General features: G+C 71.8%; 18 protein-coding genes. 7 read left to right on the top strand and 11 right to left on the bottom strand.

What is annotated here, in order from left to right:
- Window positions 1-7 precede the first annotated feature (7 nt).
- Entirely contained in the window at window positions 8-550 is a 543-nt protein-coding gene (gene sufT / locus VZL07_RS20200) for a putative Fe-S cluster assembly protein SufT (protein ID WP_426749177.1), read from the top strand.
- 40 nt (window positions 551-590) lie between these two features.
- Here sufT and VZL07_RS20205 read toward each other — a convergent pair whose 3' ends face one another.
- On the bottom strand, window positions 591-1,268 hold the full coding sequence (locus tag VZL07_RS20205; protein ID WP_426749178.1) for a type 1 glutamine amidotransferase domain-containing protein: 678 nt from the start codon (window positions 1,266-1,268) through the stop codon (window positions 591-593).
- A 192-nt stretch (window positions 1,269-1,460) separates the two neighbouring features.
- On the opposite strand from VZL07_RS20205, the gene VZL07_RS20210 reads away from it, so the two are divergent.
- Entirely contained in the window at window positions 1,461-2,576 is a 1,116-nt protein-coding gene (locus VZL07_RS20210; RefSeq protein WP_426749179.1) for an isoaspartyl peptidase/L-asparaginase family protein, read from the top strand.
- 15 nt (window positions 2,577-2,591) lie between these two features.
- On the opposite strand, the gene VZL07_RS20215 is transcribed toward VZL07_RS20210, so the two are convergent.
- From VZL07_RS20215 to VZL07_RS20235, 5 genes are all read right to left on the bottom strand, one after another.
- Complete coding sequence (locus VZL07_RS20215; RefSeq protein ID WP_426749180.1) at window positions 2,592-3,494, bottom strand: YXWGXW repeat-containing protein; 903 nt, start codon at window positions 3,492-3,494, stop codon at window positions 2,592-2,594.
- A 143-nt stretch (window positions 3,495-3,637) separates the two neighbouring features.
- Window positions 3,638-7,417, bottom strand: coding sequence for a tetratricopeptide repeat protein (locus tag VZL07_RS20220; RefSeq protein ID WP_426749182.1), 3,780 nt, complete (start codon window positions 7,415-7,417; stop codon window positions 3,638-3,640).
- A gap of 84 nt (window positions 7,418-7,501) precedes the next feature.
- Window positions 7,502-9,346: a serine/threonine-protein kinase gene (locus tag VZL07_RS20225; protein ID WP_426749183.1), complete on the bottom strand. Its 1,845-nt coding sequence runs from the start codon at window positions 9,344-9,346 to the stop codon at window positions 7,502-7,504.
- Window positions 9,347-9,461: 115 nt separating this feature from the next.
- Window positions 9,462-10,052 (bottom strand): GAF domain-containing protein, encoded by a 591-nt coding sequence (locus tag VZL07_RS20230; RefSeq protein WP_426749184.1) that lies wholly within the window; start codon window positions 10,050-10,052, stop codon window positions 9,462-9,464.
- A gap of 287 nt (window positions 10,053-10,339) precedes the next feature.
- Window positions 10,340-10,588 (bottom strand): hypothetical protein, encoded by a 249-nt coding sequence (locus VZL07_RS20235; protein ID WP_426749185.1) that lies wholly within the window; start codon window positions 10,586-10,588, stop codon window positions 10,340-10,342.
- Between the two features lie 298 nt (window positions 10,589-10,886).
- Here VZL07_RS20235 and VZL07_RS20240 point away from each other — a divergent pair, with 298 nt between their 5' ends.
- Genes VZL07_RS20240 through VZL07_RS20250 form a run of 3 tightly spaced genes read left to right on the top strand, consistent with a single transcriptional unit; the run spans window position 10,887 to window position 14,169 of the window.
- The gene (locus VZL07_RS20240; protein ID WP_426749186.1) at window positions 10,887-11,354 is read left to right on the top strand and encodes a hypothetical protein; all 468 of its coding nucleotides are present in this window, start codon (window positions 10,887-10,889) and stop codon (window positions 11,352-11,354) included.
- A gap of 47 nt (window positions 11,355-11,401) precedes the next feature.
- Window positions 11,402-12,829 carry a sensor histidine kinase gene (locus VZL07_RS20245; RefSeq protein WP_426749187.1) on the top strand — a complete coding sequence of 476 codons (1,428 nt, stop codon included), beginning with the start codon at window positions 11,402-11,404 and terminating at the stop codon, window positions 12,827-12,829.
- Window positions 12,826-14,169 (top strand): sigma-54-dependent transcriptional regulator, encoded by a 1,344-nt coding sequence (locus VZL07_RS20250; RefSeq protein WP_426749188.1) that lies wholly within the window; start codon window positions 12,826-12,828, stop codon window positions 14,167-14,169. The genes VZL07_RS20245 and VZL07_RS20250 overlap by 4 nt, the downstream gene beginning before the upstream one ends.
- 9 nt (window positions 14,170-14,178) lie before the next feature.
- Here the strand turns inward: VZL07_RS20250 and VZL07_RS20255 are convergent, their stop codons facing one another.
- Complete coding sequence (locus VZL07_RS20255) at window positions 14,179-14,508, bottom strand: TerB family tellurite resistance protein (protein WP_426749189.1); 330 nt, start codon at window positions 14,506-14,508, stop codon at window positions 14,179-14,181.
- 3 nt (window positions 14,509-14,511) lie between these two features.
- Entirely contained in the window at window positions 14,512-16,092 is a 1,581-nt protein-coding gene (locus VZL07_RS20260) for an SDR family NAD(P)-dependent oxidoreductase (RefSeq protein ID WP_426749191.1), read from the bottom strand.
- A gap of 1,389 nt (window positions 16,093-17,481) precedes the next feature.
- Between VZL07_RS20260 and VZL07_RS20265 the strand changes: the two genes are divergently transcribed.
- The gene (locus VZL07_RS20265) at window positions 17,482-19,176 is read left to right on the top strand and encodes a L,D-transpeptidase family protein (protein WP_426749192.1); all 1,695 of its coding nucleotides are present in this window, start codon (window positions 17,482-17,484) and stop codon (window positions 19,174-19,176) included.
- Here VZL07_RS20265 and VZL07_RS20270 read toward each other — a convergent pair.
- From VZL07_RS20270 to VZL07_RS20280, 3 genes are read right to left on the bottom strand one after another with little or no spacing between them, the layout of a single operon-like run.
- Entirely contained in the window at window positions 19,154-19,567 is a 414-nt protein-coding gene (locus VZL07_RS20270) for a secondary thiamine-phosphate synthase enzyme YjbQ (RefSeq protein WP_426749193.1), read from the bottom strand. The genes VZL07_RS20265 and VZL07_RS20270 overlap by 23 nt on opposite strands.
- Before the next feature lie 3 nt (window positions 19,568-19,570).
- Entirely contained in the window at window positions 19,571-20,305 is a 735-nt protein-coding gene (locus tag VZL07_RS20275; RefSeq protein WP_426757332.1) for an alpha/beta hydrolase, read from the bottom strand.
- 2 nt (window positions 20,306-20,307) lie between these two features.
- A complete protein-coding gene (locus tag VZL07_RS20280; RefSeq protein WP_426749194.1) occupies window positions 20,308-21,054 on the bottom strand; it encodes a peptidylprolyl isomerase in 747 nt (248 codons plus the stop codon).
- A 186-nt stretch (window positions 21,055-21,240) separates the two neighbouring features.
- Here VZL07_RS20280 and VZL07_RS20285 point away from each other — a divergent pair, with 186 nt between their 5' ends.
- Window positions 21,241-22,227, top strand: a complete 987-nt coding sequence (locus VZL07_RS20285) for a hypothetical protein (RefSeq protein WP_426749195.1) — start codon at window positions 21,241-21,243, stop codon at window positions 22,225-22,227.
- Window positions 22,228-22,230 lie beyond the last annotated feature (3 nt).

Consider the following 22,230-nt stretch of genomic DNA (forward strand, 5'->3'; position numbering starts at 1 on the left):
GGGCCACATGCGAGGAATGATGGCGGTGCTGGAGCGGGACGTCTCCGCGACAATCATCCCCAGCGGAGACCGGGTGGTGCTGCCCGCGGGCTCGGAGCTGCGGGTGACGCAGACGCTCGGCGGCAACATCACGGTGCAGGACCCCTACGGCCAGCTCTTCCGCATCGACGAGAAGGACGGCGGCGCGCTGGGCGAGGAGTACGCACCGAAGGAGAAGGCCGCCGGCGACCCCAGCGACTTCAACGAGGAGCAGGTCTGGGAGCAGCTCCGCACGGTGTATGACCCGGAGATTCCGGTGAACATCGTGGAGCTGGGGCTGGTCTACGCGTGCAAGGCCGAGCCCCATCCGGAGGGCGGGCAGCGGGTGGACATCCAGATGACGCTCACCGCGCCCGGCTGCGGCATGGGGCCGGTGCTCGTGGAGGACGTGCGCACCAAGGTGGGCTCGGTGCCCGGCGTGAAGGAGACGCGCGTCGAGCTCGTCTGGGACCCGCCCTGGGGGCAGGAGCGCATGTCGGACGTGGCGCGGCTCCAGCTCGGGTGGATGTAGGAAGGCCCTCGGCGTCCGGCCCCGCCAAGGGCCGGCGCCCTCAGCGCAGGGCCAGCCGCCGCGCGCCCACGCCGAGCGCCGCGGTGGCCAGTGTCCCCGCGAGCAGCTTGGGCCAGCGGGCGGGCGCCGCGTGCCGCGGAGGCGCCACCACCACCGGCGCGCGCGCCGCCACCTCCGGCATCTTCTCCGCGAAGAGCTCCACCATGCCCTTGAGGAACGCGAGCATGTGATGCGGGCCCGGGCTGGACACCCAGTTGCCGTCGCGAATCACCGGCTCGTCCACCCACCGTCCGCCCGCGTTCCGCACGTCGTCGCGGATGCCTGGCCAGGACGCCAGCGCGCGCCCTTCCACGAGGCCCGCCGAAATCAGCACCCAGGGCCCGTGACAGATGATGGCCATGGGCAGGTCCAGGGCGTCCGCGTCGCGCACGAAGTCCAGCGCGAGCGCGCTCTGCCTGAGGATGTCCGGGTTCATGAAGCCGCCCGGAATGACGACCGCGTCGAAGTCCGCCGCCTTCACCTCGCGCAGGGACGCATCCACGGCCACCTTCTTGCCCGGAAGCATGAGGTTCATCCCCCGGATGCGGCCCTTGTGGGGTGACACGATGGTCACCACCGCGCCCTGGCGCTCCAGCTTCTTCACCGGCGCCGTCAGCTCCACCTGCTCGAAGCCATCCGCCGCGAGTACCGCCACCCGCAGTCCCTTCAGCTTCTTCATCGCGCTCACCTCGCTGTGTGTCTGCACAATCGGTCGCCTCGACACTGTGCATTCCCGCGGTGCGCGGGCATGCCGGGGGAGGCAGGCAGGGAGGCCCTGGCCCACCTCCTCCGTGAGGACACTCGCCGAGGGCTCCGCGTTGTGCCTCCCGGGAGGGCGTGCTAGCGACCTGGCGGTCCGGAGGACCCTCGAATGTTCGCGTCGCCTGCTTCCCTTCGCCGTGCTCTCGTGGTGGGTACCGTGATGCTCCTTGCTCCCCTGAGCTGTACCAGTCCTGGCGCCGCGCGCACCGGCGGCGAGCGGCCCTCCACGGACGGCGCGCCCGCGCGCAAGGTGAAGTGGGGGCTCGTCATCCATGGCGGCGCGGGTGTCATCTCCCGGGAGAACCTGTCGCCGGAGCGCGAGGCCGAGGTCCGCGCCGCGCTGACGCAGTCCCTCCAGGCCGGGCACGCGGTGCTGGCGCAGGGCGGCTCGGCCCTGGACGCGGTGACCGCGGCGGTCCGCATCCTGGAGGACTCGCCGAACTTCAACGCGGGCAAGGGCGCCGTCTTCACGCACGACGGCGTCAACGAGCTGGACGCCGCCATCATGGAGGGCAAGACGCGCCGCGCGGGCGCCGTGGCGGGCCTGCGGCACGTGAAGAACCCCATCGAGCTGGCGCGGCTCGTCATGGAGAAGTCGCCGCACGTGATGATGGTGGGCGAGGGCGCCGAGGCCTTCGCGAAGACGCAGGGCGTGGCGCTGGTGGACCCGAAGTACTTCTACACGGAGGAGCGCTGGCAGTCGCTTCAGCGCGCGCTGGAGAAGGAGCGGGAGCAGCAGCCGTCCTCTTCGCTCCAGCCGGGGTATGACCCGGTGAGCGGGGACCACAAGTTCGGCACCGTGGGCGCGGTGGCGCTGGACATGTCCGGCGCGCTCGCCGCGGCCACGTCCACCGGCGGCATGACGAACAAGCGCTTCGGCCGGGTGGGGGACTCACCCATCATCGGCGCCGGCACCTACGCGGACCCGCGCTGCGCCGTCTCCGCCACCGGCCATGGTGAGTTCTTCATCCGCTACACCGTGGCGCGCGACATCTGCGCTCGCGTGGAGTACCAGTCGCTGCCCTTGCAGGAGGCCGCCCACGTCGTCGTCAACGACGTCCTGGTGCAGGCGGGCGGAGAGGGCGGCGTCATCGCCATGGACCGCGAGGGGAACGTGGCCATGCCCTTCAACTCCAGCGGCATGTATCGCGGCTACGTGGGCGAGGACGGCCAGCCCGTCGTGGCCATCTTCCGGGACGCGCTCGGGGTGAGGCTGACTCCCTGAGCGCGTCTGGAGACGTCAGTCCCGGCCGCCGCGGCGGCCACCGTCGTGGCGTCCACCGTCGTGGCGGCGCTGCCCGCCGGGGGATGCCCGGTGGGGGCCGTTGCCCCACCGGTTTCCGTGGGACGGGCCCGGCCGGTAGTGGTGGCGCACCGGGCTGGGGCCCCGGCGGTGGTTGCCGTAGTGGTAGACGTGGTGGCGGACCGCCGGGTAGCGGCGCCAGCTGTGCGCGAAGTAGTGCGGGTGCCGCCGCGCCACGGTGATGCTCGCGTGGCGGTAGACGGGCACCGTGATGTGCACGGAGCCCCGGGGGGCCCAGCCGCCAGCGGAGAAGTACCAGGACGGGCCGCGGCGCACCCAGCGGGACGACACGTAGACGAGGCCGGGACGGGGCGGGGCGGCCCAGACGCCGCCCACCCACACGTAGCTGGCGCCGGACCAGTACCAGTAGCCAGGCGTCCAGACGTAGTTGGGGGCCGGCGGCGACGGCGCGTGCTCGACGCGCAGCGGCGGCGGCGCCTGCTGCGTGGTCAGCTCCGCGCTCGTCACGGCGACGGGAATCTCCACCACCGTGGAGTCATACCGGGCCCAGCCACCGGACACCCACCGCCACATGCGGCCGTCGGGCTCCCAGTAGCCGTTGATGAAGCGGTAGCCCTCCATCGGCGCCAGCCAGGCCCCCTGGTTGAAGCGCCACTCGTTGCCGTCCCAGTACCAGTGGCCGGAGGCCCAGACGGCTCCGGGGTAGGGGCGGGCCGGAGGGTTCTCCGCGAGGAGCGCCGGAGGCGCGTAGGGCGCCAGGGGCGCGGTGTCCTCGTCCTCGAACTCCGTGTCGTCGTATGCGTACTCGGAATACCCGGGTTCCGACGCGGGGACCGGTGCGGTCTGCGCATGAACCAGGGGCGCTGCCAGCAGGGTCACCAGACAAGCCCACCATCGAGGAGTCATCGCGTCATCTCCGTGGGTTACCAGACAGATGCTACTCCCGGCCCCCCTGGAACCCCGCCGTGGGGGGGCCGGTGCAGAAAAAGACGCGGCGCCGTCGGCCTTTATTCATCCCCCGGCTAGGGCTTCACCAGGACCAGCTCCCGCGTCTGGATGAGGTCCACGTCGCCCGTGAAGCCGGCGAACACCTCGTACTGGTTCGGCGCGACGCGGTTGCGTGGCAGGCGCAGCGACTCGGTGACGCTGAGCGTGCTGCCGTCCTGCTTCTCCGAGCGGGTGAAGCGACCGAACGGGTTGTTCGCCTCGATACCCGCCTGCGGGTCCGCGAGCTTCCAGCCCTTGGGCATCGTCAGCGTCACCTGGGTGCGGCTGGCCTCGGTGGTGTCGATGTAGAGCGGCGTGCGGCGCGTGCTCAGCTGCACGAAGCGCCGGCCCAGCTGCGCCGGGAAGGTGAGGGGGCCCAGGGCCATGCGCTGGCTGCCCTCCATGCGGCCGAAGCGCGGCACGGTGAACTCGTAGCGCAGCACGAAGGGCGCACCCACCTTCTCCTGGCTCTCCAGCTTCACGCTCGACAGCGAGGCGCCACCGAAGTAGCGCGCCACCGCGCCCTGCAGGGCCTGGTCGCGGCTCTCCGCCGACAGCTGGCTGAACGCCTCGGAAATCTGCGCCGCCTCGAAGCCGGAGTACGTCTCCTCACCCTGGCCGCTGAGCGTGCCGTCCTCGGCGAGCGTCAGCGTCAGCTTCACGTCCTTGCCGGGGACCTCCTTCATGGGTGGCGTCTGCACCCGCTGGAGCGGACGGCCCGGCTCCGGCAGCAGCCACGCCTCCAGCCCGCCCATGGCCAGCTCCGGCAGCTCGCCGAAGGGGCCGTAGCGCACGGAGGTATCCACCCAGACGGGCTCGCTGCCGGGGAGCTCCACGCGCAGCGCCGCGTAGGGCAGCAGCGAGTCGAAGGGGAAGGTGTAGGGCGCCGGGTCGGTGTTGAAGGTGCGCACCGCCACCACCCGCGAGGGGATGCCCAGCGCCTCCAGGCCGGCCTTCATCACCGTCAGGCGGCTGCCCCGGTCCTGGGCCACGGTGGAGGCCGCCGTCTGGCTCAGGCTCGCGTCGCGCCCGGAGAAGCGGCTCATCACCGCGGCGTGCAGCGCCTTCACCGCGTCGAGGCCCGTCTTGCCCCCGGCCGCCTTGCGCGCGAAGGCGTCCACCTCCGCGGTGCGCTGCCAGCGGTCCTGGAAGACGTCGCCGTACACCTTCACGAGGCCCTCGTTGCCCGTGGCGCCCGCGCCCACGATGACGAAGGGCAGGTACTCGTTGGCGGAGGGCGGCGCGTCCGGCTCGGGGATGAAGGGCGGCACCCGGCGCGTCTCGAAGTGGAACACCTCCTGGTCCCCGTCCACCTTCGGCTCCGGCACCTTCATGCCGTGGGCGTCCACCTTCATGCCCATGCCCTTGGGGGCCACCACCGTGTACGTCACCCAGGCGTTCGGCTGGTTGGCAATCTGGAAGTAGAAGGCGGACGCGGTGAAGCCCGGCTGCGAGGGGCCTCGCGGCGGCTCGGCCAGCAGGTACTCCACCTCCACGTAGTCGCCCACGGCCACGCCCGGCAGGCTCACCGTGTCCTTGCCCTCGATGTTCTCCGGCTCCAGCACCCGGCCGTCCGCCTTCAGTGTGCGCAGCGCCAGCACCTGCGCCCCGCGCGGCACGGTCACCTCGGCGATTTCCTGCACGCCGGACTGCTCCAGCGCCTTCTGCACGGTGTGGATGCGGTTGACGATGCTGCCGTCGGGGTACACGCGCACCGCCGCCGCATCCAGCACGAAGGCCGCCGCGGCGCCGCCGCTGACGGGCTCCGCCTCGTAGGCGCGGATGGCCTCACGCCCATCCACGGCGTGCTCCTGGAGCAGCTCGCGGCCCGTCTTCGCGCGCTCCACCGCGCGGCGCAGCGCCAGGTCGTCACCGTCCAGGGCCAGGGCGCGCTCGCGCAGCGCCAGCGCCTCGGCCGGCTGGCCCGCGTACTCGCGCACGTCCGCCATCCGCTTCACCAGCTCCGCGTTGCGGGGCCACACGGTGGCCAGCTTCTGCAGCACGGCCGTCGCGTCATCGAAGCGGCGCTGCGTCACATAGAGGTTGGCCAGCGTGTTGCCCAGGCTGATGCTGCTCGGGTCGCGGCTCAGCAGCTCCGTGTACAGCCGCGTCGCCGCCTCCATGTCGCCGCGGGTGCGCGCGTGCTCGGCCTGGCGCACCACGGTGCCCGGGCAGCCCTCCAGCGTCGCCATCAGCTTGTCGCCGCGCTGGGCCGCGTCGCGGCGGCGCGCCAGGTTGTACTGGAGCGCCAGCGCCTCGCACAGGCCGGGCTGCGCCTCCAGCGCCGCGGTCAGCGACTCCTCCGCCAGGGCTTCCACCTCCAGGGCCAGCGCCGCGCGGGCGCGCAGCATGAACACCGGGTGGCCGGCGGGCTGGGCCACCTCGGACGCCGTCTTCAGCATCTCCATCGCCGAGGCGGGCTGCCCCTCGTCCAGGAACAGCTCCGCGCGCAGCAGCAGCGCCGCCACGTTGCCCGGGTCCTTCGCCAGCACGGCCTCCAGGTCGCGCGTGGCCCGGCCGCGGGCCACCTTGGAGGGCACCGTGCGGTCCGCGGACGCCACCTCGGCGCGCAGCCACAGCAGGGCGGGGGTGTTGGCCTCCACGGACGCCATCAACCGCCGCGCGCCGTCGGCGTCACGCTGCAGGCCGTCGCGCACCGCCAGCACCACGGCCAGCAGCTCGCCGGCCTCCTCGTGCAGGGCCGTCTTCAGGCTCTCCGCGGTGGGGAACACGCCGGGCGTCTCGTCGGAGGTCTGCGCCTTGCTCCCCCACGCCCGGGGCGCGGCGCCCGTGGCCGCGGTGAAGCGCACGGCGGAGGGACGTCCGTCCACGCGCAGCAGGGCGAAGGTGAGCAGTCCCGAGGTCGCGCCCTTGAGCTGGCGCACCACGAAGCGGTGCTTGCCCGCGGCCAGCTGGACGGCGCGCGCGGTGACGGTGGAGGTGGCGCGCTCCCAGGCGCGGCGCTCCATCAGCGGCGCCCCGTCCATCATCACCTGGTGCGAGGTGCCGCTCACCGTGCGCGCCACGTAGAGGCCCGGCTCCGAGACCTCCGCATCGAAGGCCTGCACGTAGTGGTCGCCCTGGCCGGGCTCGCCCGTCAGGTCCATGCGCCCGTCGGGCACGTGCAGCGTGCGCACCGGCAGCGGGCCGAAGGCGCTGGTGAAGGGGCCCGCCAGCGAGCCGTTCTGGTCCACTGGCGTGCGCTCGTCCCACGCCAGCACATGGAAGGGCGAGAAGGGGCCCACCAGCGAGACCTCGTTCACCCCGCCCAGCTCGTGGATGGCCGCGTCGCGCGCCTGCGCGTCGCCACGCACCACCGCCACGGACATCCGCGCGCCACGCAGCAGATAGGCGGCCTCGCCCGTCGCGCCCGCGGCCAGGGCCCGGTCCACGCCCTTGAGGATGTCGTCATCCAGCGCCCGCGACGTGCCCACCGAGTCCAGCACGTGCCGCGCCGCCATGACCGCCAGCGGGTGCTTGGGGGCGCGCGCCGCCAGCTCCAGCGACGCCGCCAGGGCGCGGTCGGGGCGGCCCGCGCGCCGCGCCATCAGCGCCTGGCCGGCCAGGGCATAGACGTCCCCCGAGTCGCGAGCGATGGCGTCGTCGAAGCGCTGCTGCGCCAGCGTGGCGTCGCCTGTGATGAGCAAGGCGTGGAAGCCCGCGAACGCGAGCGTGCGGGCCTCTTGCGTGCCCTTCTGCGCGCGCTCCGCGGCAATCTCGAGGACGCGGGGTGTCGCGGTGGAGGCGGTACGGGAGCAGCCGGTGAGGGCCGTGACGAGTGCGAGCGCGGCGAAGCCAAGTCGAATGGTGCGCATAGGGGGAGCCAGGGATAGTGCAATCCCTCGGCCGAGGCCATATTCCCCTGCGCGAGACTGTCCGGGCGCTTGCTGCCGGACGCTCTACCGCCGCCGGGTGGGGCTCTTCGCGGAGCCCTTGGCGGGCTGCTTCTTCGGGGGGGGCGGAGGGGCCCGCTTGGCGGGGGCCACCGCCTTGGCCGGCGCCGCGGCGACCACGGCCTTGGCGTCCGGCACCGGGGCCGTCGTGCCCGGAGGCGGCGCGCGCCGCACGGTATAGATGAAGCCCTCGGCGCGGCAGGTGCCCTCGATGCAGCCGAAGGCGGGCACGGGCGCGTCGCCGAAGTGCTCCATCCAGCCCGGCCCCAGGTTGAGCGGCTCGCCGATGGCCCGCTGGTCCTTGCCCTTGCCCACGTAGCCCTGCATGACGCCGTCGGCGTCCACGCGCAGCTCCAGCGCGGCCTCGCCCTCCGGAGAGGCCAGTCCGAGCATGGTGCCGCGCCGCTCGCCCAGCGCCCACTCCAGCCGCAGCGGCGCGCCCGCGCCGTCATGGATGAGCGCCACGTAGCGCCCCGTGCTGCCCTGGAGCAGCAGCGCCGCCGCGGGGGCCTGCTGCGAAGGTCCGTAGAGCATGTGGTAGGCGCGGCGCCTCCACGTGTCCGGCGGCGCGTCCGCGCGCACGCGGGCGCTGAGCACCGCGATGTCGCCGTCCAGCCCCACCACGTCGACGCGGGCGCGGCCCACGCGCGACTGCGAGCGCTCCTCCACCGGCGGGAAGATGATGGCCTTGTCCTCCGCCTCCACCGGCCGCCCGGCAACCAGCAGCGACGGCGCGTCCGGCCCGTCACCAATGGAGACCGTGCGCTTCTCGGAGCCGTTCTCCAGCCGCCCCGGCATCGAGCGGGGCGAGGGCGGCCCCAGGTCCGCGTTCAGCGCGGCGCCGGGCTGCGGGCGCGTGGGCTTGTCGCCGCTGCGCAGCCACTCCCGGCCCAGCACGGCCAGCGCCGCCAGCACCAGCAGCACCGCCGCGACCTGCATGGCCACGCGCACCGCCTTGCGCACGCCCTGACGGATGCGCTGGAGGGGCGTCAGCTTCACCGGCGCGAGCGACGGCAGGCTGCCGGGGACGAGCAGCTCCAAGTCCGCGATGAGCGTGGTGACGGAGGGGTAGCGGTCCTCCGGGTCCGGCTTGAGGCAGCGCGTGACGATGGTGTCCAGCCGCGGGTCCAGCCCGGGCTTGCGCCGCGACGGCGGGTCGAAGGTGCCCAGCGGCACCTCTCCCGTGAGCCACTCGTAGAGGATGACACCCAGCGAGAAGATGTCCGCGCGCGCATCCGCGCTCTTCGCGTCCACGCGCTGCTCGGGCGCCATGTACGACAGCGTGCCCATGGACACGTGCGTGGACGTGAGCGCGTAGCGCGATGAAGGGCTCGCGTCGTCGAGGAAGGAGGCGAGCCCGAAGTCCGACACCTTGGCGATGCCGCCGGCCTGCTGGTCCAGCAGGATGTTCTCCGGCTTCAGGTCACGGTGGATGACGCCGCGGCCGTGCGCGTACTCGATGGCGCGGCAAATCTGGAGCATCCGCCGCAGCGCGCCCATGACGTCCAGCTGCGGCGAGCGAATCAGCTCGCGCAGCGAGGGGCCGTCCACGAACTCCATCACCAGGTAGTACGTGCTGTCCGTCTTCCCCTTGTCGACGATGGAGACGATGTGGGGATGACTCAGGGCGGCGAGCGCGGCGGCTTCCTTCTGGAAGCGCGCGATGAAGGACGGGTCCTTCGCCAGCTCCGGGTTGAGCAGCTTCACGGCCACGGTGCGGCCAAGCGAGAGCTGGGTGGCCTTATGGACTTCCCCCATGCCTCCGCTACCGACCAGCTTGTCGAGGTGGTAGCCGCTGATGAGATCCGGGGAGCGCGGCCGGCTGATCGCGGTGGGGTCGAGTGAGGACATGGCAGTGAGCGAAGGGGCGGCCAGGGTAGCAGAAACCCGGCGCTGGATAGGTCCGCTCATGCACGGGTCGGCTTTGCCCCCCGGCAAGCCGCCAGGCGCCTTGCCTGCCCGCCGCTCAGATTCCGGACAGCGGGGTGCGGTTCACCGCCTGGCGCAGGCTGTTTCGCACCTGGTCCAGGGAGGAGCGCATCTGCCCGTGTCGGACGGAGGCCGCCACCGCGCGCGCCAGGGACTTGAGGAGGGTGACCTCCTCGGGCTTCCAGGCGCGGGGCCGGCGGCAGTCCTCGAAGGCCACCATGCCCCACCACTGCTGCCGGGAGGGGTTGATGGGGCACAGCAGCACCGACTGCGTTCCCTGGCGCTCCAGCAGGTCCTTCATCATCGGAGGGGCGTCGCGGGTGGGGCACGCGACCACCATGCCGGCCTCCAGCATGTCCACCCAGCCCGGCGCGAACTCACGGAAGGAGAAGGCCCGCATCACCGGGTTGGCCAGCGGTGACGGCGTGGGCGGCTCCGCCCAGGCGTAGCGCATGTCGGTGATGAAGCGGCCGTAGGTCCCCTGGACGCGGTTCTCCAGGATGTAGGCCCGGTCCACGCCCAGCGCATGCCCCACCATCCCCAGCACCTCCACGCCGGTGCTCGGGCTCAGACCCTTCTCCAGCAGCAGCTTCGAGGCTTCCGACACCTTCGTGAAGGCTTCGATCATCGGGGCATCCGTTCGAGTTCCGCCCCTGTCTGGGACGGTCAATGAATCGCTGAAGTCACATTAAGCAGGATTCTTCTGTTTCTGTCAAATCTCACGTTCACTGGACGGATTGACGACTATCCCCGAGTTGTGACCCAGATGGGTTTTAGCGGACCTCGAAACGTATTTCGAGGGGGAACTCTCAGGAATCAAGGTGGACCGGGGTTGTATGGACCCTCAAAAGCAACGGGGGTACCTCTCTTGGAGAGGCACCCCCGTGCATTGGCATCGAAAGCTGTTTAAGCTGACTACTTGGTGTCGGTGGCGGCGGTGGAAGCGGTCTTCTTCGCCTTCTTGCCCTTCTTTGCGGGCTTGGCCTCGGGAGCGGCCTCGGCCTTCGCCTCCTCGGCCTTGGGGGCCTCGGCGGCGTCCAGGGTCTCCGGCTTCGCCTCCGCGGCGACAGGCTGGGCTTCGGCAGCGGGCGCGGAAGCAGGAGCCGGGGTATTGGCGAACGCGGTGGCGGCGGCGAGGAGGGCAGCGGCGAACACGGTCTTCATGAAAAGCTCCGTTGTCGAAAAACGGCGCGAGATTGCGCCGTCCCAGCGAGCAGGGGCTTGAGCAGGCGGCGTGCCATCAGGGCTTTCAGAGGGAGCGCGGTTGTCACGCGCGCTGTTCGTGGGGAGAAACTCCGCAGTTGGGGCTCCGACAATGGGGGCCCGCTCCCCAGACAGGCAGTTGCTGCTTTGACGATGACGGGGCAGTTGAGCAAGCTGCACGCGTCATCCGGCTACAGGATGTCGGGCCCGGCGCCTTCGCCGCGCATGGCGCGCGGTCATGGTGTGGGAGAGATGGTTCATGCGGTTTTTCTGTGTCGCGACAGCATTGGCCGTCCTGGGTGCGGGTTGCGCGACGGGAATCCCGCTCGAGCGGCTGGAGGCCCAGGTCATCGAGGCCGACCGTTGGCGGCGGGAGTACGAGGCGGAGCGCGAGCGCGCCGAGGCGTTCGCGCTGCGCATGGCCCAGCTCGAGTCCGCGCTGGAGCGGCTGAAGCTGGAGCGCGCGGAGGCGGAGCAGGGGCGTGCGGCGCTGCTGGAGGAGCTGATTCGCACCGAGGCGGACCGACACGCGCTGGAGGAGCACAACACCCAGCTCCTGGCGCTGGAGCGCGAGGTCAACGAGCTCAAGGAGCTGAAGGAGATGCACGAGGAGCTGTCGGACGTCTGGTACGAGTCCGCGCTCGAGCGTGCCCGGCGGCGACTGAACAATCCGCCGCAGCCGGCTGCTCCCCCGGCTGCCGGGAACGTCGAGCCCACCGCGCCCTGACGTCCCGGCCGACGCGCGGCGCCGCATCCCCGTGATAGAGGAACGGCGTGGCGAGCTCCCGCATCTCCATTCGCGGCTACCGGACCGGCTTCCTGTTCGTGGTCGTCCTCCTGTCGGCCGTCACCGCCTTCACGCTGTGGACGGAGGTCCGCACCGGAAGGCAGGTGGACGGGCTGGTGCAGGAGGCGCTGGAGCGGGCTGGCTCCATTGGTCGCATCCGGGTGGACGCGCTGTCGCTCGAGTCCGCCATCGAGGCCCACATCCGCGCCACGGGCGACGCCGAGCGCCAGGCCGCGGACGCGGTGATGGAGCAGATCCTGGGCGACATCCGCGCCTCGTCGGAGGCGTACACGCGCAACCTCCCGCAGGGTGAGAAGGCGCTGTGGTACCGCTTCAACGCCGCCTGCCAGGGGCTGGCGGACCAGGTGCGCGCGGCGGCCGTGTTCTCCCAGCGCCGCGAGGCGGAGCGGGCGCGGCGCCACCTGGCCGAGCGCATCCGCCCGCTGGCCGCGGAGCTGGACGCGCTGGGCGGCGCGCTGGAAGAGGAGAACGCGGCCGAGGCCCGGCGCCTGGTGAACCGGCTGGAGGATTTGCGCGTGCGCAACACGGCGCTGGGCGCGGGCGCCACGCTGCTGGCCATCCTCCTGTCGCTGCTCGTCGGCTGGCGCGTCACGTCCCTGCTCAAGCGCCAGGAGGCCATCATCCAGGGGCAGCTGGAGGAGCTGGGCCGCCACAACCAGGAGCTGGACTCCTTCACCCGGCGCGTGGCGCACGACCTCATCTCCCCGCTGGCGCCGCTCAAGGGCTACCTGACGCTCATCCGGCGCACGGGCGCGGTGAAGGACGCGGGCGCGCTGGAGATGCTGGCGCAGTGCGAGTCCAGCGCGGTGCGCATGGGTGAGCTCATCGAGGCGCTGCTGCGCTTCTGCCGCGCCGGCACGCGCGGCGAGAGCACCGTGGGCGAGCTGGACACGGCCGTCACCACGGTGCTGCTGGAGGTGGCGCAGACGGCGGCGGCGCAGGGCGTGTCCCTGGAGCGCGAGCTGGAGCCCGGCGTCGCGGTGGACTGCCCGGGGCAGCTGCTGCAGGTGAGCGCGCGCAACCTGCTCACCAACGCGGTGAAGTACACGGCGGGCCGGCCCGACCCGCGCGTGAAGGTGCGGGTGGCCACCGAAGGCGGCATGGCGGTGCTGGAGGTGGAGGACAACGGCATCGGCATGGCGCCGAGCGTGCAGTCCTCGTTGTTCCAGCCCTTCTTCCGCGCGCCCGAGGTGAGGAACCTCCCGGGCCATGGACTGGGGCTGGCCACCACGAAGCGCGTGGTGGAGGCGCACGGCGGCACGCTGGTGGTGCGCTCGGAAGAAGGCAAGGGAACGCACGTGGTGGTGCGCTTCCCCCGCGTGGTGCGCTCGGCGGCGGGCACCGGCGGAGCCAAGGCTGCGACTGCCGCCGGAATGCGCAAGGTCGGCACATGAGCTCAGCCCACATCCTCGTCGTGGATGATGACCCGCAGGCCCGCGACCTGCTCCAGCGCCTGCTGGGGCCGCTCGGCTCGGTGACGCAGGCGCCGGACCCCCGCCGCGCCGCCGAGCGCATCGCGGAGGGCACCTTCGACCTGGTCCTCACCGACATGGCCATGCCCGAGCCGGGGGATGGCCTGAAGGTGCTCCACGAGGTGAAGGCGCAGCTGCCGGACACGCCGGTGGTGGTGGTGACGGCCTTCGGCAACATCGAGGGCGCGCTCGACAGCATCCAGCAGGGCGCCTTCGACTACCTGGCCAAGCCCTTCGACGTGGACGCCATCCTGCGCGTGGCGCGCCGGGCGTTGGAGCAGAAGCGGCTGGTGGAGGAGAACCGCTCGCTGCGGCAGCAGGTGGAGCGGGGCTCGCTGATGCTGGTGGGCCGCAGCCCGGCGCTGCTGGAGGTGTACAAGCAGGTGGCGCGCGCGGCGGCCAGCAACGTGCCGGTGCTGATTACGGGTGAGACGGGGACGGGCAAGGAGATGGTGGCGCGCGCGCTGCACAAGCGCTCGCCGCGCATGAACGGGCCCTTCATCCCCGTGGACTGCGGCGCGATTACCGAGTCGCTGATGGAGAGCGAGCTCTTCGGCCACGCGAAGGGCAGCTTCACGGGCGCGTCCGGCACGCGCCGGGGCGTCTTCGAGGAGGCCAGCGGCGGCACGCTCTTCCTGGACGAGATTGGCGACGTGGGGATGAAGGTGCAGTCGCAGCTGCTGCGCGTGCTCCAGGAGGGCGAAATCCGCCGCGTGGGCGAGAGCATCCCCGTCAAGGTGGACGTGCGCGTGGTGGCGGCGACGAACAAGGACCTCAAGGCGCGGGTGGCCGAAGGGCTCTTCCGCGAGGACCTGCTGTACCGCCTGGACGTGGTGCACCTGCACCTGCCGCCGCTGCGTGAGCGCAGCGAGGACATCCCCGCGCTGGTGGAGCACTTCGCCCAGCGGCATGCCCGGGGCGGCGTGCGGCCGGTGGTGACGCCGGAGGCCAACGCGCGCCTGGCGGCCTATGACTGGCCGGGCAACGTGCGGCAGCTGGAGAACGTGGTGGCGCGCGCGCTGGCGCTCAACGTGACGGGCGTCCTGGGGCCGCAGGACTTCCCGGAGCCCATCGGCGATGCGTCCACCACGAAGATGGCCGGGCTCGCGGGGGACATGCCGAGCCTGGCCGAGCTGTCCCGCCGCTACGCCGCGCAGGTGCTGCAGCACGTGGGCGGAAACAAGAGCGAGGCGGCCCGGCTGCTCGACGTGGACCGCAAGACGCTCTACAAGCTGCTGGAGGCCGCCGAGAGCGAGTCGTAGGCGAGGGCGTCAGTCGATGACGCCGAGCAGCTCCCGAATCTGCCGCAGCATCTCGATTTCCGCCGAGTGCACGCTGCCATCGCTGGCGATGAGCGCCTTCGCCTCCCGGATGACGGCGGCGGGGTTGGTGCGCAGGATGCCCATGTTGGGCGGCGGCAGGGGCTCGCCGTTCTGGAGGCAGCGGGACAGCGCGGCCAGCTCCGCCAGCGGCACGCTCATGCCGCGCGCGGTGTCCATGATGTGCTCGACCTCGGAGCGGGCGACGCGGCCATCGACGGTGGCGACCTGGAGCAGCAGCTTGAGGACTTCGACGTGGAACTGTTCGGGGCTCGTGCTCATGACTCACCAGTTGGTGTGCTTGTAGTCCTTGAAGAAGTTGCCCCAGACGTACTCGCCGGAGTTCTCCGAGGCGATGACCGGGTCCACCACCCGGGCCGCGCCGTCGACGATGTCCAGCGGCGGCTGGAAGTCCAGCTCCTGCACCTTGCGCTCCGCGTGCACCGCGGGGTCCTCGTCGGTGACCCAGCCAGTGTCCACGGCGTTCATGTAGATGCGGTCCTTCGCGTAGTCCGGCGCGGAGGTCAGCGTCATCATGTTGAGCGCGGCCTTCGCCATGTTCGTGTGCGGGTGCCTGTCCGTCTTCGTCCCGCGCGAGAAGCTGCCCTCCATCGCGGAGACATTGACCACGTGGCCGGGCGAAGAGCGGTCTCTCAGCATCAGCGGCTTCAGCTTCCCGCAGAGGATGAAGGGCGCCACTGCGTTGACCAGGTGGACCTCCAGCATCTCGGCCGTCTGGACCTCGGCGAGCTTCAGGCGCCACGAGTTCACGTTGCGCAGGTCCACCTGCTGGAGGTCCGCGTCCAGCCGGCCCTCTGGGAAGAGGGCCCGGACGTCGCCTTCCTGCTCCAGGGCATAGGGCAGCATGGAGAGCGCGGCGGAGGAGTGGATGCCCAGCGCCGGGTCGTTACTGCGCCAGGTGGTCGCGAGCTCCGACGCGCCCGCGCTTCCGGGGCCCAGCAGCGCGGTGGGCTGCAGCGTCGAGACGCAGGCCTCATGGCCGGCGAGGAGCGCTCGCGCCGCTGGCGGGAGCTCGTCGTTGCGGCGCATCTCGCCGGGCAGCAGGTGGCCGTAGAAGCCCGGGGGCCGGCGCACCGTCTGCGCGGCGTTGTTGATGAGGATGTCCAGCCGCTCGTGCGTCTGCTCGATGTATTTGGCGAACAGCTCCACGCTCGGCGCGTGCCGCAGGTCGAGCCCGTGGATGTGCAGCCGGTGCGACCAGTCCGAGAAGTCGGGCTCCTGGAGGTAGCGCTGCGCGGCGTCCTTGGGGAAGCGCGTGGTCGCGATGACGCGCGCGCCGGAGCGCAGCAGCATCAGCGAGGCCTGGTAGCCAATCTTCACGCGGGCGCCGGTGATGAGCGCGACCTTTCCCTTCAGGTCGGCGCGCTGGGTGCGCTTGGCGTAGTTGAAGTCCGCGCACTCGATGCACATCGCGTCGTAGAAGAAGTGCAGCTTACGGTACTCGGCCTTGCAGACGTAGCAGCGGCGGGGCTGCTCGAGGACGCGCTCCGGCCCGGCCTCCGTGGGAGGAGGGGGCGGCAGCGCCGGCACCGTGAAGATGGCGGAGCGGCGCAGGGTGCGAATCTCCGTCGACGCGCGGATGACGCGGTCGTGCTCGCGCTTGGTCTTCTTCTTCTCCCGGCGCAGCGCCTTCGCCATCCGGGACTTGGTGTCGCGGTCCGGATGCACCACGCGGCCGGCCGCCGCGAGGAACGCGATGCGATCCTCCTCGGGGAGGCTGGCCAGCAGGAAGCGGTCCGTGGCAATGGACTCGAGGAGCTGGGTGACGCGGCGCACTTCGTCCACGGACAGCGCGGCGGGCGGCGTTTCAGGGGGAGGGGGCGGAGCAGTCTCGGCGAGCTTCATCTCCCCGCTGCATATCTTCCAGAGGGGGAGGGTGGAAAGAGGGGCGGAAGGACAGGGCTCGGTGGGTGGGGAGGCGGCCACCCTGCCGCCCGGTGTCGCGCTGTGAGAACCGCTCTCTGGGTGGGGGCGGCTGGTGTCTGCCCGGGTTTCCAGCGAATCGTTGCGCCCCGGCACGTGCTCGCATGCGTGCTGTGCCTTGGTCGGTGCCCGCGTGAGTGCCGCACCCCGGTACGTACCCGCCTGGGCGTTGCGCCCCGGTAGCTGCCACCTGCCCGCGAGTCCGCCCGGGCGTTGCGCCTCGGCACCTGCTCACGAGTCCGCCTGGGCACCGCGCCTCGGTACCTGCCCGCGAGTCCGCTTGGGCGTTGCGCCCCGGCACCTGCTCGCGAGTCCGCTTGGGCGTTGCGCCCCGGCACCTGCTCGCGAGTCTGCCTGGGCGCTGCGCCTCGGTACCTGCCAGCGCGCCCGCCTGGGCGCTGCGCTGCATCCCAGCACGTGCCCGCGTGAGTGCCGCAATCCGGTACGTGCCCGCCTGGGCGTTGTGCCCCGGTAGCTGCCCGCGAGTCCGCCTGGGTGCTGCGCCCCGGTACCTGCCTGCGAGTTGCGCCCCGGTACCTCCCCGCGAGCCCGCCGGGGCGCTGCGCTGCGTCCCAGCACGTGCCCGCATGAGTGCTGCACCTCGGTTCGTGCCCGCGTGCCCGCCCGGGCGCTGCACCCCGCTCCGCCGCAGGCGGCGCGGCCCCACCCCGGTCTCGGCATTGGAGGGTGTGTGCGGGGCCCCGGGCCGTCGCATTCCGTTGCATGTGACAAGGGCCGCTGCGATGGCACGAATTGCCCACCCACACGGAGCCGCACCCAGGCGAGCGCACTGTGGACGACGTTGAGTGTGCGCGCGCTCCTCCGTAGCGTGTCAGGTCCATGCGACGTTGGCTTCCGCTCGCCCTGCTTCTGCCTGGAATCGCCTGCACGCCTCCTCCCGGCCCGGAGGACTCCTCGCCCGATGGTTCCGTGGCGCGAGCGCCCGTGCCCGTAGTCCCCATGGCGAACGGACGCGGCGACACGGCTCATGCGCCAGACACACGCGCCGGAGCGCCCATCACCGAGCGCACCATGGAGGCAAGGCCGGGCGCGGCCGAGCGCGGCCTGCCCACCGCGCCGAAGTCGGAGCCGTCTGAGCATGATGAGGCGTCGATGCCAGGAAGGACTGCGCATGCGGCCGAGCGCGGACTGCCGCGTGCGTCGGAGCTGTCCATGGGGGATGCCGCTTCAGTGCCAGGCACGACCGGGGATGATGCCGATGGACGCTTGGCGACCGTGTCGCGAGCGGGAGCGTCCGACGGAGGCGTCAGCGTCGTCACAGAGCCGGCCGCTCGTGGTGCCGACGGTGTTGTGAACACCACCTCGGAGACGCTGTTCGCCGCCTGGCAGCGCACGGGCGCTGACGGGGGCGCGGCGGCCTCGGTGGATGCTGCACAGGGGCCACTCGCCTCGACCTCTCCGTCCGGAAACAGCAGCACCCCGCGCGGCCCTGCCGCGGTGACACATGGCGAGGCGCTCGCGCTGTCCATCGACCCCGCGCTGGACGAGCCCGCGGCGCCCGAGGACGAAGACGCGCCCTCCAGCGACGAGGCCGCATCGCCACCCCCTGAGCAGCTCACCGTCATCCCGGATGCCCTGCACCCCGGCAAGGAGCTGGTGCTCGGCCCGGACGGCGAGCCGCTCGAGGACACCGGCTGGGTGCTGGGGCCAGATGGAGCGCCGCTCGAGGACACGGGCCTGGTGCTCGATGACGAACCCGAGCAGCAGGGCACGGACGCCGGAACGGACGTGGCGCCCCATGCCATTCCCTTCGCGCCGGATGCGGGCTCGCTGCGGGTCCGGCGGTCCATCGTCGTGCGCCAGGAGCCGCGCCAGGACGCTCCGTCGTTGGGCACGGTGGCCCAGGACATGCGGGTCCGCTGGCAAGGGGACACCGCGATACGCGGTCCGGACTGCGAGGCCTGGGTGCAGATAGAGCCGCGCGGCTGGGTCTGCGAGCGCTACCTGGAACCCAACTTCCGCGAGCCTCGGGTGCGCGAGCTCCCGAAGCTGCGCGAGGGCGAGCTGACCCCCGGCGTCTATGCGCGCGTGGTGGGCAAGCGCGTCCGCGCCTACCCGAGCCTCGCGCTGGCCCGCGCCCGGCGCAAAGGCGTGCTGCTGAAGGGCTCGGTGACGGTCCAGCTTCGCGGACAGGTCCGCGTCCGCCGGAAGACGTACTGGCGCACGACGGACGGGCAGTACCTGGAGGCACGGGTGCTGCGCGAGTACCGCCCCTCGTCATTCGTGGGGGTGGATGCGGAGGCCATCGCGGAGCTGCCGCCGACGTTCGCCTGGGCGCAGTCCCGCATCCGGCCCACCGCTCCCGTGGAGGTGAAGGTGGCCCCGGACGCGAAGGCCGCGCGGGAGACGGTGCTGCCGCCGCGCACCGTGGTGGCGGTGAAGGCGCTGTCCGAGGACGGCCACTGGGTGAGCATCGCGGAGGACCACTGGGTGGCCCGCGACGACCTGCACGTGGCCTGGTTCACGCACGCGCCGCCAGAGGTGGAGCCGGGAGCGCGCTGGCTCGACGTGGACCTGGATGCGCAGGTGCTGGTGGCCTACGAGGGCGAGCGGCCGGTGTACGCGACGCTCATCTCCTCGGGGAAGCAAGGCACGGACACACCGCGGGGGCTGTTCCGAATCTGGGTCAAGTTCGCCGAGGCCGACATGACGGGCCGAGGCACGACGGGCAACGACAGCTACCGCGTGGCCACCGTGCCCTGGACCATGTTCTTCCAGGACGACTACGCCCTGCACACGGCCTACTGGCACGACCGCTTCGGCGAGCCCATGAGCCATGGCTGCGTCAACCTGTCGCCCAGGGACGCGCGCACCCTCTACGCCTGGGCCGCGCCAGAGGTGCCCACCGGTTGGTCCATGGTCCACGCGACGGCGGACACCCCGGGCTCGTGGGTGCGCATCCGCGGCCAGGCCCGGCCGACGGGAAAGGCTCGGAAGGTGGCGGTCGCCGCAGGCGCGGCGCTCAGCCCACCACGGACACGGTGACGCGGCGCCGGTGCGGCGACGTCCGGTGCTCCCAGACGTAGATGCCCTGCCACGTCCCCAGGTCCGCCCGGCCGTCCTTCACGGGAATGTTCAGCGAGTTCTGCGTGAGCACCGTGCGCACGTGCGCGGGCATGTCGTCCGGGCCCTCCGCGTCGTGGACGAAGAGCGGGTCCCCGTCCTGCACCAGCCGCGAGAAGAAGGACTCCAGGTCCCGCCGCACGTCCGGGTCCGCGTTCTCACACAGCAGCAGGGACGCGCTGGTGTGGTGGAGGAACACGGTGCACAGCCCCTGCCGGGCACCGCTCTCCGCCACCGCGCGCTGGACGTCCGCGGTGATGTCGGTGAAGCCGCGGCCCCGGTTGGACACCGTGAGCTCCTTCGCGTGGAACATGGCTCAGCGGCCTCCCAGCCGCGCGGCGAGGAACGTGGCCAGGGCCTCCAGTTCCTCGGGGACGATGGCGTGCGGCATGTCGTAGGCGTGGAAGTCCACGGTGAGCCCCGACGACACGAACATGTCGCGCAGCCGCTCCGCGTTGGACAGGGGCAGCAGCGGGTCGTACCGCCCGTGCCCCTGGAAGACGGGCAGGCCCTTCCGGCTCTGGGCCCGGGGGCGCCACTCCGGCTCCGATGTCAGCGTGCCGGAGAGGATGCACAGGCCGGCGGGAGGCTCGTCCAGGCGCAGCGCCACGTCCGTCGACACCATGCCGCCCTGGCTGAAGCCCCCCAGCACCACGCGCCCGTAGGGCAGCTTCGTGGCGGTGCAGAGCGCGTCCACCACGCTCATCAGCGCCCGGCGCGCGGCGGGCATGCCCGGCGGCACGTCGCGCGCGAACTGCTCCCAGTCGCGCTGCTCCCCCCGCATCACCGCATCGGGCAGGGGGAACCAGGCGCGTCCGCCATACGCCCATGCCAGCGGCGCGCCGGGGAAGACGAAGCGCACGCGCTCCGCCAGCACCGGTTGGAGCGCCATCAGCTCCGGCCCCAGGGGCACCAGGTCGGTGGCGGGCGCGCCCAGCCCGTGGGAGAGGACGACGGCCAGCTCCGGCGACGCGCCCTCGGGGAGCGCGTCGATGACGTGGCAGTCCAGCTCTCCCAGCCGCGTGGCGACGTGGCGCAGGGCAGGGGCCATCATTACTTCCCGCTGCCCGCGGGGGCCTGGTCGCTCATCGCAATCTTCTGGATGACCACCGGCTCCAGCGGCTTGTCGCGCGCGTCGCGCTTCACGTTGGAGATCTTCTCCACCACGTCGTAGCCCGACACCACCTCACCGAAGATGGTGTGACGGTTGTTGAGGTAGTTCGGCGTGGAGGTGGTGATGAAGAACTGGCTGCCGTTGGTGCCAGGGCCGGCGTTGGCCATGGCCAGCAGGCCCGGCTTGTCGAACGTCCGGCCGCTCTGGAACTCGTCCTCGAAGCGGTAGCCCGGGTCGCCACGGCCGGTACCCGTCGGGTCGCCACCCTGAATCATGAAGCCCGGAATCACCCGGTGGAAGATGACGCCGTCGTACAGAGGCTTACCTTCCACGCGCTGGCCCGTCTTCGGGTCCGTCCAGGCCTTCTCGCCCGTGGCCAGGCCCACGAAGTTGGCCACCGTCTTCGGGGCATCCTTGGAGAAGAGGCGCACGACGATGGCGCCCTGGTTCGTCTCAAGCGTGGCGTAGACGTCCTGCCCGGCCTGGACCTTCTGGGTCCACTCACCCGAAGCCGCCTCCGCCGGAGGCGCCGCGGCCTGCGGGGCCTGGGGGGTGGAAGGCGCGACGGGCTTCGCCGGGGTCGTCGCGGAGGGCGGGGTACCGCCCGTGGACTCCTTCTTGTCGGAGTCCTTGCAGGCAGTGAGAGAAAGGCTGAGGAGGACAGTCGTCAGGATTCGGGTCCACATGGCGCGCGGACATTAGCTCATTTCTGATGGATTCCAGGGGCTTACGTCGATTGGCCTGAGAGACTGTCGGCTACTGGGAGTGAAGGTCGGCACGTTCTGCGAGTCTGGACGCAACAATTCGCACGCATTGCCGATGATCGGGATAGAGCCTCACGCAGCCATCCCAGATATCCTGGAGCACACCCCATGGCGCCTCCCATTCGCCGTAACGAGCCCCGGCCTCCCGTTGTCCCCCCGCAGGTGAACGCGCGCCCGGCGCCGCCGCCTCCTCCTCCTCCCCCGGCTCCCGAGGTGAAGAAGGAGAAGGAGAAGGACCGGTTCGAGGCCGCGCACAATGTCGCCAGCCAGGTGTCCAACGGGGTGAAGTCCATCTCCGACGGCGTGGCGGCCACCCAGGTGAATGACACCAACGGCCCGCGCCGCTTCGGCCCCTTCTCCCGCATCGGCCCCGTCTCGTTTGGCTCCGGCTCCACCGTGGAGGGCGCCAACACGCGCGCCTCGCGCGGCGCAGGCGCCGTGGGTCTGGCCGCCAGCGCGGCGCAGCTGCCCGGGGCGGGCTACCTCGCGGCTCGCGACGTGCGCGACGCGTTCCGCAACCCCAACGGTGAGACCATCAACAAGGCCGCGGGCTCGGTGGCGAGCTTCGCCTCCACCGGCCTGAACGTGGTGAAGGGTGGCCTGGAGCTGGCGGGCAACGTCAGCAACTTCCGCGCGGCCACCAACGCCGCCCGCACGGCCTTCACCAACGCCGCCCCCGAGGCGCTGCGGACGGGCGCGGGCGCCAACCGCGTCGTCAGCACCGCGACCGACGCCGCCCTGGCCGGTGGCTCGCGTCAGGTGGTGCGCCGCGCCGCCGCCGAGGTCGCCGAGGAGGGCGCCGAGCGCGCCGCTCGCCTCGCGGGCAACGCCGCCCGCGGTGCGCTGCGCAACGGTGGGACGGCGGTGGCTCGCGCCGCTGGCCGCTTCGCGCCGGGCCTCAACGTGGCCATCGCCGCGGCGGACACGGCCGCCGCCATCAGCACCATCCGCGACCCCGAGGCCTCCGCGGGCAAGAAGATCACCTCCGGCATCACGGCGCTGGGCTCCATCGCCGCCGCCACCAACATCCCGGTGGTGAGCCAGGCGGGCGCGGTGGTCTCCACGGTGTCCAGCTTCGTCGGCTCCTTCTTCTAGGAA

This window comes from Pseudomyxococcus flavus (genome assembly GCF_050038885.1).
GTDB classification, from domain to species: domain Bacteria; phylum Myxococcota; class Myxococcia; order Myxococcales; family Myxococcaceae; genus Myxococcus; species Myxococcus flavus.

Bases quoted from the DNA above. Each gene is read 5' to 3' on its own strand.
- VZL07_RS20210 (WP_426749179.1), top strand. From the start codon at position 1,461: ATGTTCGCGTCGCCTGCTTCCCTTCGCCGTGCTCTCGTGGTGGGTACC.
- VZL07_RS20260 (WP_426749191.1), bottom strand. From the start codon at position 16,092: ATGAAGCTCGCCGAGACTGCTCCGCCCCCTCCCCCTGAAACGCCGCCC.
- VZL07_RS20270 (WP_426749193.1), bottom strand. From the start codon at position 19,567: ATGTTCCACGCGAAGGAGCTCACGGTGTCCAACCGGGGCCGCGGCTTC.
- VZL07_RS20240 (WP_426749186.1), top strand. From the start codon at position 10,887: ATGCGGTTTTTCTGTGTCGCGACAGCATTGGCCGTCCTGGGTGCGGGT.
- VZL07_RS20220 (WP_426749182.1), bottom strand. From the start codon at position 7,417: ATGCGCACCATTCGACTTGGCTTCGCCGCGCTCGCACTCGTCACGGCC.
- VZL07_RS20225 (WP_426749183.1), bottom strand. From the start codon at position 9,346: ATGTCCTCACTCGACCCCACCGCGATCAGCCGGCCGCGCTCCCCGGAT.
- VZL07_RS20205 (WP_426749178.1), bottom strand. From the start codon at position 1,268: ATGAAGAAGCTGAAGGGACTGCGGGTGGCGGTACTCGCGGCGGATGGC.
- VZL07_RS20230 (WP_426749184.1), bottom strand. From the start codon at position 10,052: ATGATCGAAGCCTTCACGAAGGTGTCGGAAGCCTCGAAGCTGCTGCTG.
- VZL07_RS20285 (WP_426749195.1), top strand. From the start codon at position 21,241: ATGGCGCCTCCCATTCGCCGTAACGAGCCCCGGCCTCCCGTTGTCCCC.
- VZL07_RS20255 (WP_426749189.1), bottom strand. From the start codon at position 14,508: ATGAGCACGAGCCCCGAACAGTTCCACGTCGAAGTCCTCAAGCTGCTG.
- VZL07_RS20275 (WP_426757332.1), bottom strand. From the start codon at position 20,305: ATGGCCCCTGCCCTGCGCCACGTCGCCACGCGGCTGGGAGAGCTGGAC.
- VZL07_RS20250 (WP_426749188.1), top strand. From the start codon at position 12,826: ATGAGCTCAGCCCACATCCTCGTCGTGGATGATGACCCGCAGGCCCGC.
- VZL07_RS20280 (WP_426749194.1), bottom strand. From the start codon at position 21,054: ATGTGGACCCGAATCCTGACGACTGTCCTCCTCAGCCTTTCTCTCACT.
- sufT (WP_426749177.1), top strand. From the start codon at position 8: ATGCGAGGAATGATGGCGGTGCTGGAGCGGGACGTCTCCGCGACAATC.
- VZL07_RS20235 (WP_426749185.1), bottom strand. From the start codon at position 10,588: ATGAAGACCGTGTTCGCCGCTGCCCTCCTCGCCGCCGCCACCGCGTTC.